Raw genomic sequence first — 15,551 nt, 5'->3', positions numbered from 1 at the left:
CTGACCCGGCCGGAGTCGTCCGGGTCCTGCCGGGGTTGCGTCTTCGGTTCCTCCTCCCCCGGGCGTCTGGGTGAGAGGCCGACCGGCCCCCGGGCCCACCGCCGGGAGGCTCCGGCAGGAGAAGGCTGTGGCATGATCGGCCCCATATGGGACGCCCCCACCGGCGGCTGTGGCTGGCGACGCTCGCGGCGCTGGGGGGAACGGCCTTTACGGCGCTGCTCGTGTGGCTGGCGGCCAGGGACCGGGCGAGGCTCCCGCGCCGGACGCTGCTGCTCGCCTCGCTCGCGGCGCTGGCCGGGGTGGTGCTGACCGTCCGGCTGGTGTGGCGGGCCGCCGGGCCGGGGGGGCGGGTCCGTCACCCCCGCCGGGTGCTGCTCTTCGCCGCGCTCGTCGGGGTGACGTTCACGGCCCTGGTCGCCCGGCTCCTGATCGGGCCGGTGATGGAGGCGTTGCCGCAGGCCCAGGTCTTCTTGCGCGCCTACGTGGGGACATTGGCGGCGAGCGTGAGCGTCACGGCGGGCTTCGCGCTGATCGGGGCGCTGAGTGCCCCCGCGCTGCCGCTCGCGGCCGTCGGCGTGCCGCCCCGCGCCGGGCCGTACCGGGTGGGCGTCACGCTGGGGGTCTCGGGCGGCCTGCTCCTGATCCCGGCGCTGCTGCTCCTGGTGGGGACGGCGGTGTACCGCGAGGGGGCGTTCGGCCCGGAGCTCCACCTCGGCGTGCTGCTCGCGGCGGTCTCGGGGCTGTACGGGCTGCTCTCGGGCGGCCTGCTGGGCCTGCTCACCGTGCGCGCCGGGCAGGTCTGGCGGCCCGCCGTGGCGGGGCTGCTCGGCGCGGGGCTGGGCGGGGCGATCTGCGGGCTGGTCTTCTCCCGCCTGGGCCTGAGCGACGTGAGCCGGGGTGGCTGGGGCTTTCTGCTGACGGTGGCGCTCCTCGTGGCGACCGTGCACCTGAGCTGGGGGATGGGCGTGCGCGCGGCGCTGGGCGGGCTGGTGGCCCGGAATCGGCGTCCCGGGGGGCGGGCGGTGCCCGTGCAGGCCGCCAGCCGGGTGCAGGTGAACGTGGTGGCGACCCTGGCCCTGCTCCTCCTCGGCGCGGGGGCGGGATTGACCCGAACCCTGGGCGACTTCGTGACGACCCGCCCGGTGGACCCCGGCCCGCCGCGCGCCGCCCGCCCTCTGGACCCGCCCGCCTGCCCCGAGCCCCGCGACCCGCTGGAACGGGCCGTCTGGCGCGTCACGACGCGGGAGGGGGAACCGGACCTCTCGTGCCGCCACACGGTCTTCCCCCTGCTGCGGATGCCCGGTCCCGGCCTGCCCGGGGAAGTCGGGGAGACGTCCCCCCGCGCCAGCGGCTTCGACGACGTGGCCTCGCTGGTCCTGACCGCCCGCCGCGAGGTCCTCTTCACCACGATGGAGTGGGACGAGGGCCCGCAGGACCCGGGCGAGACCCTGGCCCACGCGCTGGCCCGCCTGTACGCGCGGGTGAAGGCCGAGCCCGGGCGCTACCCGGACGGCCTGAGCGTGAGGTTGAGCCTCGGGAACTACCCGGTCGTCTCCACCTTCGAGTGGGGAGCGGAGGTCTGGGGCGCCCTGCGTGACCTGCTCGCGGCGGGCGTGCCGCTCTCGGACCCCCGCTCGGGTTGGCGGGTGCAGCTCGGCAACTACGCCGGGACCTTTCCCCACAGCCACGTCAAGCTGCTCGTGATCGACGGCGAGACGCTCATGGCGGCGGGCTTCAACTACGGCTACGGGCACTATCCCGTGGATCACCCGTCGGGGAAGGGGGTGGGTCTCTTCGACCTCGCGCTCGTGGTGCGCGGCCCGGTGGCGCAATCGGGCGTGAACGTCTTCGAAGACCTCTGGACGCGCAGCAAGCGGGTGGAGTGTCCCGGGGCGCCGGACCCCGACTCGCCGCGCGCCGGGTGCCGGTTGGGTGCTCCCGGCCAGCGCGAGGGGCGCCCCGCCGTGCGCCGGGCCGTGCCGGACGGGGGGGCGCGGGTCTTCAGCCTCTACCGCCGCGAGGGCTTCCCGGAGGCCGATGAGGCGGTCGCCGCCCTGCTGGACGCCGCGCGGGAACACGTGGACCTGCTGCATGTCAACTTCAGCATGAACGTGGGGTGCATCGTCGCCCTGCTCAACCCCACCCTCTGCACCGAGCGCGACCGCCTGCCCTGGATGACGGCCCTGCTGGAAGCGCTGGAGCGCGGCGTGACCGTCCGCCTGATGACCTCGCCCGAGGAGCTGAGCGGCATCGAGAACCGCATCGCGCTGGCCTACCTGCGGCGTGAGATGGGGCGGCGCGGCATCCCCGCCTCCCGCTTCCAGGCCCGCTGGTTCCCCACCCGGCTGCACGCCAAGGCCACGCTGATCGACGGCCGGATGCTCGTCGTCGGCTCCATGAACCTGCACTACTCCTCGTGGACCCAGGGCCCGCTGGGGCTCGCCGAGTACAGCCTCGCCACGGGTGACCCCGCCGTGACCCGCGAGTTCCGCCGGATGTACGGCGGCTTCTGGGCGCGGGCGGAAGGCGTGACCCTGCCGCCCTTCCTGGTGGAGGCGAGCGCGGGAAAGAGGTGAGGGGGCCGCAGCCTACGCGGGCCGCAGGTCGAAGACGACCACCTCCGCCGGGCAGTTCAGCCGCAGCGGCACGGCGGTCATGCCCAGCCCGCGCGACACGAAGCCGCGCGCCGGTCCCTCCACCCACCCCTGCGCGAACCGCTGGCCGTAGCGCGAGGCGGTCGTGACGGCACCGATCAGCGGCAAGCGCACCTGCCCGCCGTGGGTGTGGCCGCACAGGGTCAGGCCCACCGACCGGGGCACCTCGGGCAGCAGGTCGGGGTTGTGGCTCAGCAGCAGCGTGGCGCCCGTCCCGGCCCCGGCGAGCGCCGCGCCCAGGTCCGGCTCGCCCTGCATGAGGTCGTCCACGCCCGCCAGGTAGAGGTCGCCCCGCACCTGCACGCCCTCGTTGTTCAGCACCCGCAGGCCGCCGTCGGCCAGGGCGCCCGCGAAGCCCTCGCGGCGCTCGCGCCAGTTCTCGCGCCGCGGGCTGTGGCCCAGCCGGGCGTACCGGCCGAAAGAGCCGTAGTCGTGGTTGCCCCACACGCCCCAGACGCCCAGCGGCGCGCGCAGTCGGCTCAACTCCGCGAGGAGCGGCCCGGCGTCTTTCGCCACGTCCGCGTCGAGGAGGTCGCCCGTCACCACGATCAGGTCCGGGCGGGCCTGCAAGGTCAGGTCCACCCACGCCCGCACCGAGGCCGCCGTGATGTAGAGGCCGTAGTGCAAGTCGGTGAGCTGGGCCACCCGCAGCGGGCGGGTGAGGCCGGGCAGCGCCGCCGACTGGTGCCGGAGCCGCGCCCGGTCGGCGCCCTGGGCCCCCGCCGTCCCCACCGCCGCGAGACCGAGCGTCCCGGTCAGAAAGGCCCTGCGGGTCAGCTTCATCCCCCCAGGCTAGCGTTCCCGCCGGGGGGAATTGTTCGGCGCTCCCGAAGATCGGCCCCGGCATGGGTGTGAACTTCTCCCCAAGCCGCTTTCGCGCCCCACATGTCCTTCCGGCAACTTCCTCGCTTAGGCTGGGCCATGACCTCACACCAGACGGAGCGCGGACGCGCCGCGGCCCTGGGCCGGACCCTCGGGCTGGCCGCCCTGCCCCTGGTCGCGTGGCTGGGCTGGACCCTCTACAGCCGCCTGCGCATTCCCCACGACCTGACGCCGCCGCCCGCCCTGGACGCCGAGCGGCGCACCCTCGACGGCCGCGCGGGACCCGTCAACGTGTACGTGGCCGGGTCCGGTGCCCCCCTACTGCTCGTCCACAGCGTGAACGCCGCCGCGAGCGCCTACGAGGTCCGGCCCCTGTTCGAGCACTACCGCGCCTCCCGCCGGGTGTACGCCCTCGACCTCCCCGGCTTCGGCTTCTCCCGGCGCAGCGACCGCGACTATACCCCCCGTTTGATGACCGACGCCCTCCACGACGTGCTCGACGAGATCGCCCTGGAGAGCGGGGAGGAGCGTGTGGACGCCCTGGCCCTCTCGCTGGGCGGCGAGTTCCTGGCCCGCGCCGCGACCGAGCGCCGGGAGCGCTTCCGCTCGGTCACGCTGGTGACGCCCACCGGCTTCGGCAAGAACGAGCAGTTCTACGGCGGGTTCGGCAGCACCCGGGGGCGCCCCGGCGTCAAGCGCGCCTTCGAGAATCCCCTCTGGGCGCAGCCCTTCTACGACGCCCTGGCGAGCGCGCCCAGCCTGCGCTACTTCCTGCGGTTGACCTTCGGCTCGTCCGCGGCGGTCGACGAGGGGCTGCTGCGCTACGACTACCCCACCTCCCACGTGCCCGGCGCCCGCCACGCGCCCTTCTCCTTTATCGGCGGCCTTCTCTTCAGCGCGGACATCGACCGGGTGTACGAGGCGCTCACGGTGCCGGTGTGGCTGGCCTACGGGACGCGCGACCGCTTCACCGACTTCGGCGACCTGAGCAACGTGGAGAGGCGGCCCAACTGGACGTTCGACCGCTTCGAGACGGGCGCCCTCGCGTACTTCGAGCAGCCCGGCCCCTTCATCTCCGCCTACGACGCTTTCCTCAGGCGGGCCGGAGCGAACTGACCCCCGGGAGCCTTGCCCCATGACCGCGCCCCCTCCACCCTTCAGCGGCCTTCACCACGTCAGCGCTCTCACGGCGCGGGCCGAGCGGGGCCACGCCTTCTACACCCGCGTGCTGGGCCTGCGCCTGGTCAAGAGGACCGTCAACCAGGACGACCCGCGCATGTACCACCTCTTCTACGCGGACGGGGCGGGCAGCCCGGGTACGGAGGTGACCTTCTTCGACTTCCCCCGCGCGGCGCGTGAACACCGCGGCGTGAACAGCGTCACCCGCACCACCCTGCGCGTGACGGGCCCGGAGGCCCTGACCTTCTGGGCGGATCGCCTGACCCGCGGGGGCGTCCCGCACGGCGGCCCCGTACCCCGCGACGGGCGCCTGCACCTCGACTTCGAGGACCCCGACGGCACCCTGCTCTCCCTGATCGACGACGGGGGCGAGGGCCCGCGCGGCGTGGTCAACCCGCTCACGGACGTGCCCGCCGCCTTCCAGCCCCAGGGCCTGGGCTACAGCGGCTTCACGGTGGCGGACCTCGCGCCCACCCGCGCCTTGTTCGAGCGCGGCCTGAATCTGCGGGAGGTGCGGACGTACCCCACGGGAGAGTTCACCACCCACGTCTTCCGGATGGGGGAGGGCGGGCCGCACGCCGACTTGCACGTCACCGGGCGGGACGACCTGCCCCGGCACCGCCCCGGCGCGGGGGGCGTCCACCACGTCGCCCTGCGGGTGCGGGACGAGGCGGAGTTGCGCGGCTGGCTCGCCCACCTGGAGGAGGCGGGGTATCCGAACAGCGGGCCGGTGGACCGCCACTACTTCCAGTCGGTCTACGTCCGCGATCCGAATGGTCTGGTGATTGAACTCGCCACCGACGGCCCCGGCTTCACCACCGACGAACATCTGGAAACGCTGGGGGAGCGCCTCGCCCTGCCGCCCCTCCTCGAACCGCGCCGCGCGGAGATCGAGGCCCGGCTCCGCCCCCTCGTCCTGGAAAGGGCCTGACCCTGGCGGGGGAAGGTCCTGCCCCCGTCAGGCGGCCCGTCCCCAGTGGCCGGACGCGCCCCGGGGCTCAGTCCACCCGGCAGCGGTACTCGGCGCCGCCCAGGCGAAAGCGCATCCCCAGCGTCCGCCACAGGCCCAGCAGGGCGTTCTGCCCCACTCGTTGAAGGCCTCCCCGCCCAGCACGTACCGCTCGTAGGCGCGGCGGGTGACGGGGAAGGCCTGGCCGTGGTCGAGGACCGCCCTGGCGCCGTCGTTGTATGCCACGCGCCCGATCCGGTAGAGCCCCCCCTGCCGCACCCGCGAGACGTCCGCCCACGTCTGCGGCTGGCCGTCCGCCTGACACCGCACCTGCTTGACCGTGACGCTCAGGCCTGTCATGTCGTGGACCTCGCGCACGTACGGGCGCTGGGCGTCAGCCGTCCCCGGCAGCAGGGCCAGCGCCAGCGGCACGCCCACCCTCCTCCACGTCGCCGTCCACCGTGAGCCGTCTGCGGACCAGTTTTCCCAGGGCATTCCTGGGCAATTCTTCCACGAAGGTGACCCTCGCGGGCCGCAACATCCGGGGCAGGCGGGACCGGAGGTCGAGTTCGACCCGTTCCCGCGTCACGCCGCCCTGCCCGCCGTGCAAGACGATCAGGACGGCGAGGGCCTGCCCGTACTCCTCGCTCGGGACGCCGACCACGGCGCACTCCCGCACATAGCCCAGCTCCGCGATGCGGGCCTCGACCGCCTCCGGCGAGACGTTCTCGCCCCCGATGATCAGCAGGTCGTCGAGCCGCCCGGCGAGCGTCAGCCGCCCCGAGGGGGTCAGGCGGCCCAGGTCGCCCGTTCCCTGTCCGGAGCCCGGCCTGCCCGTCGCCATGCTGCCCCGCACGACCACCTCGCCGAACGGGGCGGGCGTGCCGTCCGCGCGGCGGACCGAGACCCGCACGCCGGGCAGGACGCTCCCCACGCTGTCCGGCGCGGCGAGGAGGTGCCCGGGCGTCGCCAGGGACACCAGCCCGAACTCGCTCCCGCCGTAGAGATTGGAGAGCAACGGCCCGAAGCGCGAGAGGGCCCGCGTGGCGAGGCCGGCACCCAGCGGGGCCGACCCGCACACGATGGTCCGCAGCCGCCCCGCCCGGCCCGGGGAAGGGGTCTCCAGCAGGCGGTAGAGCACGGTGGGCACGAGGACGAGCACCTCGATGTCCCTCTCCGTCAGGGCTTGCCAGTACAGCTCCGGGGTGCCCCGCGCGAAGAGGTGCAGCGGCGCCCCCATCGCCAGGCAAAGCCCCAGCGTCATCAGCCCGTGGCCGTGGAAGAGCGGGATCGTCAGCAGGGTCGGGGCGCGGGCGCGCAACTCCGGTCCGTTCAGCAGGGCGGTGAGGGTGGGCAACAGCGGAGCGGGGCTCACCTCGCGCCGCACGGCCTTGGGGGGTCCGGTGCTGCCCGAACTCAGGAGCACGAGGCTGCCCCCACCGCCTGCCGCAACCCCGCGCCGAGGGAGAGGAAGACCGTCAGGCCCGCCGTGGCGACCCCCACACTCAGCGCCGTGAGCAGCGAGCGCGTGCGCCGGACGAGCAGCCCCCGCAGGGACAGCCTCAGGAGCGGGCCGAGCTGCCTCACGCCGGGCAGGATAGACGGTAAGGGGCTCTCGGCCCGCCGCATGACCCGGCCGCACCCCTTGGGGCATCACCTGTCCTCTGGTCCCTGCCCCGAAAGCCGTCCTCGCCCCAGCGCTCACTCTGCCGCGCGGTCCCGGGCGCCGAGCCGGTCCAGGCCCGCTCGCATCGTCGCGCGGTGGTGGCGGGTCTGCGCGGCGGCCATCCGCAGCCAGTCGAGCGCGTCCAGCATCCCCAGGAAGGGATGGGGAAACGTCCGCTCTGGGTCCGGCGCGGCGCGCACCCCGGCGAGCAGGGGCCGGGTGGCCTCGTTGCGGGCGAGCAGGGGGGCGAGGTCTTCTCCCGGTCCGGGCTCGGTTCCCTGGGGAGCGAGGCGGCGCCCGTTCTCCGTGCGGCCCTCCTGCCGGGGCGTCTCGCGCAGGGGCCGGTCCGACCCGAGCAGCCGCACCACGCGGGCGGTGCCCTCGTTGACGAGGACGGTGTGCTCGGCCTCCTGGGCGGGCGTCCAGGTGCGCCCGGGCATGGGGGTGTGCCAGCGGGGCTCGGCGGCGCGCATCATGTCCGCAAAGGCCGTCAGTTCGCGGTCCAGCTCGGCGGCCACCGCCCCGGGCGTGGGAAGGGCGGCGCGCAGGGCGACGAGTTCATCCTGAAGGCTGGATTGGGTCATGCGCGCAGTCTAGGGCGGGGAGCCACGGGCTGGGTCCCCGCACCGCCCCGAAGGTGCGTTCCGGCTGCACGCGGACCCTGGCAGCATCAGCGCCTGCGCCGGGCCGTCCTCCCGTCCCTGCACGCGCCCATCGTCCGGGTGACGGGGTGGAACGCGCCCTCCCCGCCCTTCACGTCGATGGAGTCGCACGACCGCCCCGCCGCCCGCCGCGTGGCGCTCGGCCTCCGCCGTGTGATGGAGTATGGAGGATGCTTCCTATCCCGGACGGACACAGCGCCGAACTGACCATCACCGTCACCGACGAGATGACGGTTCACTTTCAGGAACTCGGGCATGGCCCCGGTCATCCCGTGTACGCGACCTACTGGATCGCCCGGCACTTCGAGGAGGCGGGCCGCAACCTCCTGCTGCCCTTTCGCGAGGAGGGGGAGGAGGGCGTCGGGACCTTCGTGAGCGTCGAGCACCGCGCCTCCGCCCTCCCGGGGATGCGGGTGCGGATCGTCGCCACCGTGGAGAAGGTGGAGGGCCGCCGCCTCGACTGCACCCTGACGGCGACGAGCGAGCTGGGTGACTCCATCGCCACCGGGCGCACCGGGCAGTACGTGACCCGCGCGCAGAGGCTGGAGCAGAACTTCGAGACGCTGCGCGAACGCTGGGCCGCGCACCGGCAGGGCGGGGAGAACAGGTGAGCCTGCCAGGAGGAGGACGAGCTGACCCCACCCTCATCCCAGCGGCGTCGGGTTGTAGCCGATGCGGATGGAGATGCGTTCGGTGACGCGGATCACCGCCGTCCGGTAGATCGCCTTGCGCCCGTAGAAGCGGCCGACAGAGGCCCCCAGGCTCAGGGAGGCCACCACCTCGCCCAGATGGTTGCGGATGGGCGCGCCGACCGAGCAGACGCCCTCCCGGAACTCGCCGACATCGTAGGCAAAGCCCTGCGACCGCACACGCTCCAGTTCGGACGCCAGTTCGTCGGGCGTCACGATGGTGTTCTCGGTGAAGCGGGTCAGCTCCTGATCCTGAAGGACCCGTTGTGCACGTTCGCCCGAGCTGAAGGCCATCAGCACCTTGCCGTTCGACGTGCAGTGGGGCTGGACGACGGCGCCGCCGACCTCCGAGTCCGAGAGGCGGAGACTGTCCGGCAGGGTGCCCGCCAGCCGCGCCACACAGACCAGCCGCGGGCCGTCCAGGGCGGCCAGGGTCACCGTCTCGCCGAATTCCGCGACGAGCGCGGGCATCTCCCGCTCGGCCGCCTCCCGCCAGGGCGTGGTCCGCAGCAGCAGCCGGGCGAGGGCGAGGGCCTTGAAGCCCAGCCGGTAGCGTCCGCCCCGCATCCGGCGCAGCAGACCGATCCCGGCGAGCGAGACGAGCAGGTGGTGCGCGCTGGGCTTGGGAATTCCCAGCGCGGCGGCCACCTGCGTGACGCCCCACTCCGGCCGCTCGTCCGAGTACAGGTCGAGAACCTGACCCGCCTTCTCCAGCGTTCCCAGCATGTGGACCCCCGTGCCCTGACCGCCGTTTCAGTATATGAAACAAAGGGATTGATCGCTCCTCGGGGGTGGCGCACAGTGGAGACACAGAACACGTCAACCCACAGCACCTGCGCCGGAGAAGCCGCCGTTTCTCTGCGGCGCCCCCGTGCCAGGAGGACCCATGAAGCGTCTCGTGCCCTGCCTTACCCTGACCGCCCTGCTCGCCGGACCCGCCGCCGCCCAGGGCACGCCCCGCACCGACCCCGCGAAGGGCAACCCGGCGGTCTCCGGCACCCTCACGTGGCTGACGAACGCGCCCGACCTCGCCAGGCCGCTCGTGCCCTCTTTCCAGAAGGTGTACCCTAACGTCAAGCTCACGGTGCTCGCCGTGCCGCTGGGCGACCTGCGCACCAAGATCACCACCCTCGCCTCGGCCAACCAGACCCCGGCGGACGTGATGAACGTGGACGCGCGGGACCTGGAATTCCTGGCGCGGCGCTTCCCGAACTACCTGACCGACCTCACCCCCTGGGCGAAGAAGTACCAGGGCGGCTTTCCCGCCGCGTACGTGCGGGAGGGCACCGTCAACGGGAAGGTCTACGGCCTGCCGGTCGTCAACGGCGCCAACGCGCTGTGGTACCGCACCGACATGTTCAAGAAAGCGGGCGTCAACGTCTCGTCCATCCGGACCTGGGACGACTTCATCGCCGCCGGGGCGAAGGTGCAGGCCGCCAACCCCGGCGTGAAGCTGATCCACTGGAACGCCTTCGGGGACGACGAGCTGTCCAACGTGCTGTTCCAGCAGGCGACCGGGGGCTACTACTTCGACGCGAACGGCGACATCGCCATCAACACGCCCGGGGCGCAAAAGGCCTTCACCACCCTCAAGCGGATGTGGGACGGCGGCCTCATCCTCAACGCGACGAGCGTGGACACGATGATCGGCGCGTTGAACGCCAACCGGCTGGCGACCTTCGCCCTCCCGGATTTCTGGGCCGACGTGCTGCCCCTGATCGCGCCCGGGCAAAAGGGCCTGTGGGCCACCGCGCCCCTGCCCGGCTTCGGGAAGCCCCAGAGCGTGGACCGGGGCACGACCTACATCGTCGTCACGAAGGGGAGCAAGAACCAGGCCGCCGCCCAGGCCTTCGCCGAGTGGTACGCGACGAGCGGCGCCCAACTGCGCGGCGAGAAGGTCGGCAAGATCAATGCCTACCTGCCCGGCAGCGACAAGGTTAACCTCCGCAACCCGTACTTCGCCTCCCCCAACTGGGCGTCGCCCTTCATCCTGGGCGTGAAGAACGTGCCCTACCAGCGCTACACCAGTGACGCCGAGGCGGCGCGCCAGGCCGTCATCGCGGCGACCGGCTCCATCCTCAACGGCACGGCCATCCCCGCCGCCCTGAGCAAGGCCGAGCGCGACCTCGCCAACCAGACGGGCCGCAGCGTCGCCAGGTAGCCTCCCCGCGCTTGGGGGCGTGCCCCCGCCCCAGGAGCCCGCTATGACCCGCACCGCCACGTCCACTACCCCTCCCGTCCCCTTGCGCCGCCGGAGACGAACGAACCTCGCCCCGGTGCTCTTCTTGCTCCCGGTGGCCGTGCCGCTGCTCGTCTTCACGCTGTACCCCATCGCGGGGTCGCTGCTGCTGTCCTTCCAGCGCAACCTCGACGGGGTGGACCAGTACGCGGGCGCGGCGCAGTACCGGCGGCTCCTCGGGGACGAGGTGTTCCGCACCGCGGCGCTGAACACCGCCATCTTCTTCGTGGTGCAGGTGCCGCTGATGCTGTTTCTCGCGCTGGGCGTCGCCTTTTTGCTCAACAGCCCGCGCTTCCCGCTGCGCGGCCTCTTCCAGAACGTGTACTTCCTGCCCACCGTGATGGGGCTGGCGACCGCGGGCATCCTCTTCCGCACGCTGCTGAACGAGGACCTGGGGGTCATCAACTACGCCTTGACGGGCATGGGGTTGAAAGGCGTGCCCTGGAGTTCCAACCCGTGGTGGGCGAAGGTCGCCATCAGCCTCCTCGTGATCTGGCGGTCGCTGGGCTTCAACGTGCTGATCTACCTCACCGCGCTCCAGAACGTGCCGAGGGAGCTGTACGAGGCGGCCGAACTCGACGGGGCGAACCCCTGGCAGACCTTTACGCGCATCACGCTGCCGTCCATCCGGCCCGTGCTGCTGTTCACGGTCATCATGTCCTCGCTCGCCACGATCAATCTCTTCGACGAGGTGTTCGTCCTGACGGGCGGCGGCCCTGCCAACGGCACGCTGACGCTGGGCGTGTACCTGTACCGGGTCGCCTTCCAGAACTTCGACTACAGCTACGGCAGCGCCGTCGCCTGGGTGATCGTGCTGCTCGCCGCGCTCATCGCCGCCGTTCAGTACCTGGCGGGCCGGAGGAACGCCTGATGCCGGACGGCTCTGATTCCAGGACACCCCTGATGGAGCGCCGGGATGTCTCTCCATCGCCGCCGTCCGGCGTTCTCTCCTTCGCAGCTCTGCGAGTCTGCTCGGGTTCGTCTTCGACCCACCGGAGGTTGTCATGACCCGCCGCTTCGGCCCTGGACAGTGGATTTTGTTCATCCTGGTCCTGCTGGGGGCGCTGGCCGCCTTCTTCCCCTTCTACTGGATGTTCGCGGGGGCGACCCGCGGCGCGAGCGAGGTGCTGTCCATCCCGCCCCGCTTCGACCTGGGGCCGAGGCTGGGGGCCAACTTCCGCACCCTGGTCGAGAACGGCTTCCTGCGCGCGGCCCTCAATTCCGTCGTGCTGTCGGTCGTGACGACCCTCCTGACATTGCTGCTCAGCGCGCTGGGTGGATATGCGATGGCCGCGTACAGGTCCCGCTTCGGCAACCTGATGTTCGTGCTGATCCTGCTGACGCTGTTCGTGCCCGCGCAGGCGACGATCATCCCGGTGTACAAGGTGCTCGTCGGGCTGAACCTGCTGGGAACGTACTGGGCGGTCATTCTCCCGGCGGTCGCCTCGCCGTTCGCGCTCTTCTACATGCGGCAGGGCTTCCTGAGCTTCCCGCAGGAACTCGCCGAGGCGGGGCGGATCGACGGCGCGAACGAGTGGGAGGTGTTCTGGCACATCGCGCTGCCCGCCGTGCGGCCCACGCTGGCGTCGCTGGCGGTGTTCGTGTTCCTCTTCCAGTGGAACTCGTACTTCTGGCCCCTGATCGTGCTGAACACCCCGGAGAGCTACACGCTGCCCCTGTTCATGAACACCTTTTCGGCGGCGGCCTCCATCGACTACGGGGCGCTGATGCTGGGCCTGGCCCTCACGACGCTGCCGGTGCTGCTGCTCTTCGTGTTCGCCCGCCGCCTGTTCACCTCCGCCGTGCTGGGCGGGGCGGTCAAGGGATGAGCGTGACCCCCGCGGGGCTGCGCTGCGAGTCCCTGGCCGGGCCCCTGGGGTTGGGGGAACGTCGGCCGCGCCTGAGCTGGGTGCTCCGGGCCGACCGGCGGGGCGTGACGCAGACCGCGTACGAGGTGTTCGTCGCGGAGGACGAGGCGGACCTGACACCAGAAAAAGCTCTCTGGAACACGGGCCGCGTCGCCTCGGCGCAGTCGGCGCACGTCCGGTATGACGGCCCGCCGCTGGAATCCCGGCAGCGGTACGTCTGGAAGGTCCGGGTCTGGGATGAGAACGGAGACACGAGCGACTGGAGCGAACCCGGTTTCTGGGAAATGGGCCTCCTGAACGCGGAGGACTGGCAGGCCCGGTGGGTCGAACCCCGGCAGGAACCCGTCACGCCGGAACCGCCCGTGGGCTTCTTCGCGGCGATGGGGATGAAGCCGCGCACGCTGGAGGAGATGCGGGCACTCCCCGAGACGCTGCATCCCTGCCCACGGCTGCGCAAGACCTTCGAGGTCCCCGGTCCGGTCGGGAGGGCCAGGCTGTACGCCACCGCCCACGGCCTCTACACCCTGCACCTCAACGGGGAGCGGGTCGGCGACCGCGAGCTGACCCCGGAGAACACGTCGTACCCGCAATACCTGATGGTCCAGCCCTACGACGTGACGGGGCAGGTGCGGGTCGGCGAGAACGCCCTCGGGATCACCCTGGCCGACGGCTGGTATGCGGGGCGAACGAGCGCGACGGGGGACAGCCTCAACTTCGGCGACCGCCTCGCCGTGCTGTTCCAACTGGAATTGGAGCTGGAGGACGGCACGCGGCTGACCGTCACCTCGGACGGGGACATGCGGTCCTCGCTGGAAGGCCCCTTCGTCTACAGCGACCTGTTCATCGGGGAACGCTACGACGCGCGCCGGGAGCAGCCGGGGTGGAGCGCGCCGGGGTTCGACGACTCCGCCTGGTCCCCCGTCACGCTCGCGGACCACGGGTACGGCAACCTCGTTCCGCAATATGGGGAGCCGGTGCGCGCGGTGATGACGCTCCCCGCCGTGCAAGTCCTGACCACTCCGGCAGGGGAGACCGTGGTGGACTTCGGGCAGGTGATCGCGGGCCGGGTGCGGATGACGGCTCGCGGACCCGCCGGAACGGAAGTGTTCCTGCAACACGGCGAGGTTCTGGACGAGCACGGCAATTTCTTCCAGAACATCACCTGGCGCAACAAGGACCAGACGGACGTGTACGTGCTGCGGGGGGCGGAGGAGGAGACCTACGAGCCGACCTTCACCTTCCACGGCTTCCGGTACGTGAAGGTCATGGGGTCTCCGGGCGAGGTGTGTCCAGAAGACTTCACCGCCGTCGTCCTCGCGTCCGACCTCCCGCCCGCCGGAACGTTCGAGACGAGCGACCCGCGCCTCAACCAGCTCCAGTCGAACATCGTGTGGAGCCAGCGGGGGAACTTCCTGAGCATCCCCACCGACTGCCCGCAGCGCGAGCGGACGGGCTGGACGGGCGACATTCAGGCCTTCGCCCCCACCGCCGTGTTCAACATGGGGGCCCAGGCGTTCCTGACCCGCTGGCTCCGCAACGTGCAACGTGAGCAGTTGCCCGACGGCCAGATTCCGCACTTCGTCCCGACCACGCCCCGGATGCAGGACCCCTTCGGTGGGCGCTCCTCGGCGGGCTGGGGCGACGCCTGCATCATCGTGCCTTGGGTGCTGTACCAGGATTACGCGGACGAGGGCGTGCTGGCCGAGAACTACCCCACCATGCAGCGGTGGCTGGCGTACATCGAGCGGGAGGCGGCGAACGGGCTGCCGGAGGGCGTCACCGCCGAAGGACTCAGCCCCGCCGAGCGGGAACGGCAGCGGTACCTGTGGAACACCGGCTTTCACTTCGGGGACTGGCTCATTCCCAGCATCCCGAATCCGGGAGAGGGCGCCTTCGCCACCAAGGAACTCGTCGCCACCTGTTTCTACGCCTATTCGGCTGGGCTCCTGGCCCAGGTCGCGGGGGTCCTCGGGAAGGAAGAGGACGCCGAGCGGTACGCCGAACTCAACTGCCGGGTTCGCCGGGCCTTTGCAGAAGAGTACCTGTCGGAGGACGGGCGGCTGAGGGCGCACTTCCAGGGCGTCTACGTGCTGGCACTGCACCTGAATATGGTTCCCGAGGAGCGCTGCCCGCAGGTGCTCGGCCAGCTCGTCGGGCTCATCGAGGCGAACGGCGACCGGCTCGACACCGGCTTCGCGTCCGTGCCCTTCCTCCTCGACGTTCTGTCCAACCACGGTCGCGCGGATGTGGCGTACCGGCTGCTGTTCCAGACCGGATGCCCGTCCTGGCTCTACGAGGTGGAGCGCGGCGCGACGACGATCTGGGAGTCGTGGCGGGCGATCACGCCGGACGGGGGGGTGAACGCCGGGTCGTACAACCATTACGCCTTCGGCTGCGTGGGCGACTGGATGTACCGCACGCTGGGCGGCCTTCAGCGGCTGGAGCCGGGCTACCGGCACTTCGCGGTGCGGCCCGACTTCGGCTGCGGGCTGACCTCCGCGCGGACGGCCCACGACACCGTGTACGGCCCGGCGGCGGTCCAGTGGTCCCGGGACGGCGACCGGGTGACGCTATGCGTGACCGTCCCCGCGGGCACCCGCGCCACCGTCCACCTGCCCGGCCCCGCCGAGCGGGTGAGGCTGGACGGCGGCGAGCTGACCGACGGTGAGGGCGTCCTCGCGGTCGAGACGCAGGAGGGCGAGGTTCGGGTGACCGTCGGCAGCGGCACCTCTACCTTCACCGCCGTACTCCCCGACAGGCGCCAGGTGGTGGCGTCCCGGACGGCGGACCCGATGTCGTAGCCCGGGCGGACGACGCTGCTGA

The 15,551-nt window shown here is 71.9% G+C and carries 14 protein-coding genes; 8 read left to right on the top strand and 6 right to left on the bottom strand.

The annotated features are described in order from the left end of the window. The first annotated feature begins 146 nt into the window (after positions 1 to 146). Positions 147 to 2,576, top strand: a complete 2,430-nt coding sequence (locus tag IC605_RS16255) for a phospholipase D-like domain-containing protein (RefSeq protein WP_216326516.1) — start codon at positions 147 to 149, stop codon at positions 2,574 to 2,576. A gap of 12 nt (positions 2,577 to 2,588) precedes the next feature. Here IC605_RS16255 and IC605_RS16250 read toward each other — a convergent pair whose 3' ends face one another. After that, positions 2,589 to 3,437, bottom strand: a complete 849-nt coding sequence (locus IC605_RS16250) for a metallophosphoesterase (protein ID WP_216326512.1) — start codon at positions 3,435 to 3,437, stop codon at positions 2,589 to 2,591. Between the two features lie 138 nt (positions 3,438 to 3,575). Between IC605_RS16250 and IC605_RS16245 the strand changes: the two genes are divergently transcribed. Both IC605_RS16245 and IC605_RS16240 read left to right on the top strand, forming a co-directional pair. Continuing rightward, positions 3,576 to 4,592 carry an alpha/beta fold hydrolase gene (locus IC605_RS16245; RefSeq protein WP_216326509.1) on the top strand — a complete coding sequence of 339 codons (1,017 nt, stop codon included), beginning with the start codon at positions 3,576 to 3,578 and terminating at the stop codon, positions 4,590 to 4,592. Positions 4,593 to 4,611: 19 nt separating this feature from the next. Then, on the top strand, positions 4,612 to 5,586 hold the full coding sequence (locus IC605_RS16240) for a ring-cleaving dioxygenase (protein ID WP_216326506.1): 975 nt from the start codon (positions 4,612 to 4,614) through the stop codon (positions 5,584 to 5,586). Positions 5,587 to 5,613: 27 nt separating this feature from the next. Here IC605_RS16240 and IC605_RS16235 read toward each other — a convergent pair whose 3' ends face one another. The 4 genes from IC605_RS16235 to IC605_RS16220 form a co-directional block, all read right to left on the bottom strand. Then, positions 5,614 to 6,036 carry a hypothetical protein gene (locus tag IC605_RS16235; protein WP_216326503.1) on the bottom strand — a complete coding sequence of 141 codons (423 nt, stop codon included), beginning with the start codon at positions 6,034 to 6,036 and terminating at the stop codon, positions 5,614 to 5,616. Further along, positions 5,999 to 7,030, bottom strand: a complete 1,032-nt coding sequence (locus IC605_RS16230) for a class I adenylate-forming enzyme family protein (protein ID WP_216326500.1) — start codon at positions 7,028 to 7,030, stop codon at positions 5,999 to 6,001. The genes IC605_RS16235 and IC605_RS16230 overlap by 38 nt, the downstream gene beginning before the upstream one ends. Then, entirely contained in the window at positions 7,021 to 7,191 is a 171-nt protein-coding gene (locus IC605_RS16225; protein ID WP_216326497.1) for a hypothetical protein, read from the bottom strand. Before IC605_RS16225 ends, IC605_RS16230 begins: the two co-directional genes overlap by 10 nt. A 114-nt stretch (positions 7,192 to 7,305) precedes the next feature. Then, on the bottom strand, positions 7,306 to 7,854 hold the full coding sequence (locus tag IC605_RS16220) for a DinB family protein (protein WP_216326494.1): 549 nt from the start codon (positions 7,852 to 7,854) through the stop codon (positions 7,306 to 7,308). A 248-nt stretch (positions 7,855 to 8,102) separates the two neighbouring features. Here IC605_RS16220 and IC605_RS16215 point away from each other — a divergent pair, with 248 nt between their 5' ends. Beyond that, positions 8,103 to 8,543 carry a thioesterase family protein gene (locus IC605_RS16215; RefSeq protein ID WP_216326492.1) on the top strand — a complete coding sequence of 147 codons (441 nt, stop codon included), beginning with the start codon at positions 8,103 to 8,105 and terminating at the stop codon, positions 8,541 to 8,543. Between the two features lie 33 nt (positions 8,544 to 8,576). Here IC605_RS16215 and IC605_RS16210 read toward each other — a convergent pair whose 3' ends face one another. Further along, on the bottom strand, positions 8,577 to 9,347 hold the full coding sequence (locus IC605_RS16210) for an IclR family transcriptional regulator (protein ID WP_216326490.1): 771 nt from the start codon (positions 9,345 to 9,347) through the stop codon (positions 8,577 to 8,579). A gap of 160 nt (positions 9,348 to 9,507) precedes the next feature. Here IC605_RS16210 and IC605_RS16205 point away from each other — a divergent pair, with 160 nt between their 5' ends. From IC605_RS16205 to IC605_RS16190, 4 genes are all read left to right on the top strand, one after another. Next, positions 9,508 to 10,782: an ABC transporter substrate-binding protein gene (locus tag IC605_RS16205; protein WP_216326487.1), complete on the top strand. Its 1,275-nt coding sequence runs from the start codon at positions 9,508 to 9,510 to the stop codon at positions 10,780 to 10,782. Positions 10,783 to 10,825: 43 nt separating this feature from the next. Next, positions 10,826 to 11,731 carry a carbohydrate ABC transporter permease gene (locus tag IC605_RS16200; RefSeq protein WP_216326485.1) on the top strand — a complete coding sequence of 302 codons (906 nt, stop codon included), beginning with the start codon at positions 10,826 to 10,828 and terminating at the stop codon, positions 11,729 to 11,731. 133 nt (positions 11,732 to 11,864) lie between these two features. Next, positions 11,865 to 12,689 carry a carbohydrate ABC transporter permease gene (locus tag IC605_RS16195; protein WP_216326482.1) on the top strand — a complete coding sequence of 275 codons (825 nt, stop codon included), beginning with the start codon at positions 11,865 to 11,867 and terminating at the stop codon, positions 12,687 to 12,689. Continuing rightward, the gene (locus IC605_RS16190) at positions 12,686 to 15,529 is read left to right on the top strand and encodes a family 78 glycoside hydrolase catalytic domain (RefSeq protein ID WP_216326479.1); all 2,844 of its coding nucleotides are present in this window, start codon (positions 12,686 to 12,688) and stop codon (positions 15,527 to 15,529) included. Before IC605_RS16195 ends, IC605_RS16190 begins: the two co-directional genes overlap by 4 nt. The last annotated feature ends 22 nt before the right edge of the window (positions 15,530 to 15,551 follow it).

The sequence above is a fragment of the Deinococcus aestuarii genome, from assembly GCF_018863415.1.
Classification (GTDB): Bacteria; Deinococcota; Deinococci; order Deinococcales; family Deinococcaceae; genus Deinococcus; species Deinococcus aestuarii.
This window is presented reverse-complemented; position numbering and strand designations above follow the sequence as displayed.

Coding starts and splice junctions, on each gene's coding strand:
- IC605_RS16205 (WP_216326487.1), top strand. CDS start 9,508: ATGAAGCGTCTCGTGCCCTGCCTTACCCTGACCGCCCTGCTCGCCGGA.
- IC605_RS16255 (WP_216326516.1), top strand. CDS start 147: ATGGGACGCCCCCACCGGCGGCTGTGGCTGGCGACGCTCGCGGCGCTG.
- IC605_RS16200 (WP_216326485.1), top strand. CDS start 10,826: ATGACCCGCACCGCCACGTCCACTACCCCTCCCGTCCCCTTGCGCCGC.
- IC605_RS16245 (WP_216326509.1), top strand. CDS start 3,576: ATGACCTCACACCAGACGGAGCGCGGACGCGCCGCGGCCCTGGGCCGG.
- IC605_RS16250 (WP_216326512.1), bottom strand. CDS start 3,437: ATGAAGCTGACCCGCAGGGCCTTTCTGACCGGGACGCTCGGTCTCGCG.
- IC605_RS16190 (WP_216326479.1), top strand. CDS start 12,686: ATGAGCGTGACCCCCGCGGGGCTGCGCTGCGAGTCCCTGGCCGGGCCC.
- IC605_RS16240 (WP_216326506.1), top strand. CDS start 4,612: ATGACCGCGCCCCCTCCACCCTTCAGCGGCCTTCACCACGTCAGCGCT.
- IC605_RS16195 (WP_216326482.1), top strand. CDS start 11,865: ATGACCCGCCGCTTCGGCCCTGGACAGTGGATTTTGTTCATCCTGGTC.
- IC605_RS16220 (WP_216326494.1), bottom strand. CDS start 7,854: ATGACCCAATCCAGCCTTCAGGATGAACTCGTCGCCCTGCGCGCCGCC.
- IC605_RS16210 (WP_216326490.1), bottom strand. CDS start 9,347: ATGCTGGGAACGCTGGAGAAGGCGGGTCAGGTTCTCGACCTGTACTCG.
- IC605_RS16215 (WP_216326492.1), top strand. CDS start 8,103: ATGCTTCCTATCCCGGACGGACACAGCGCCGAACTGACCATCACCGTC.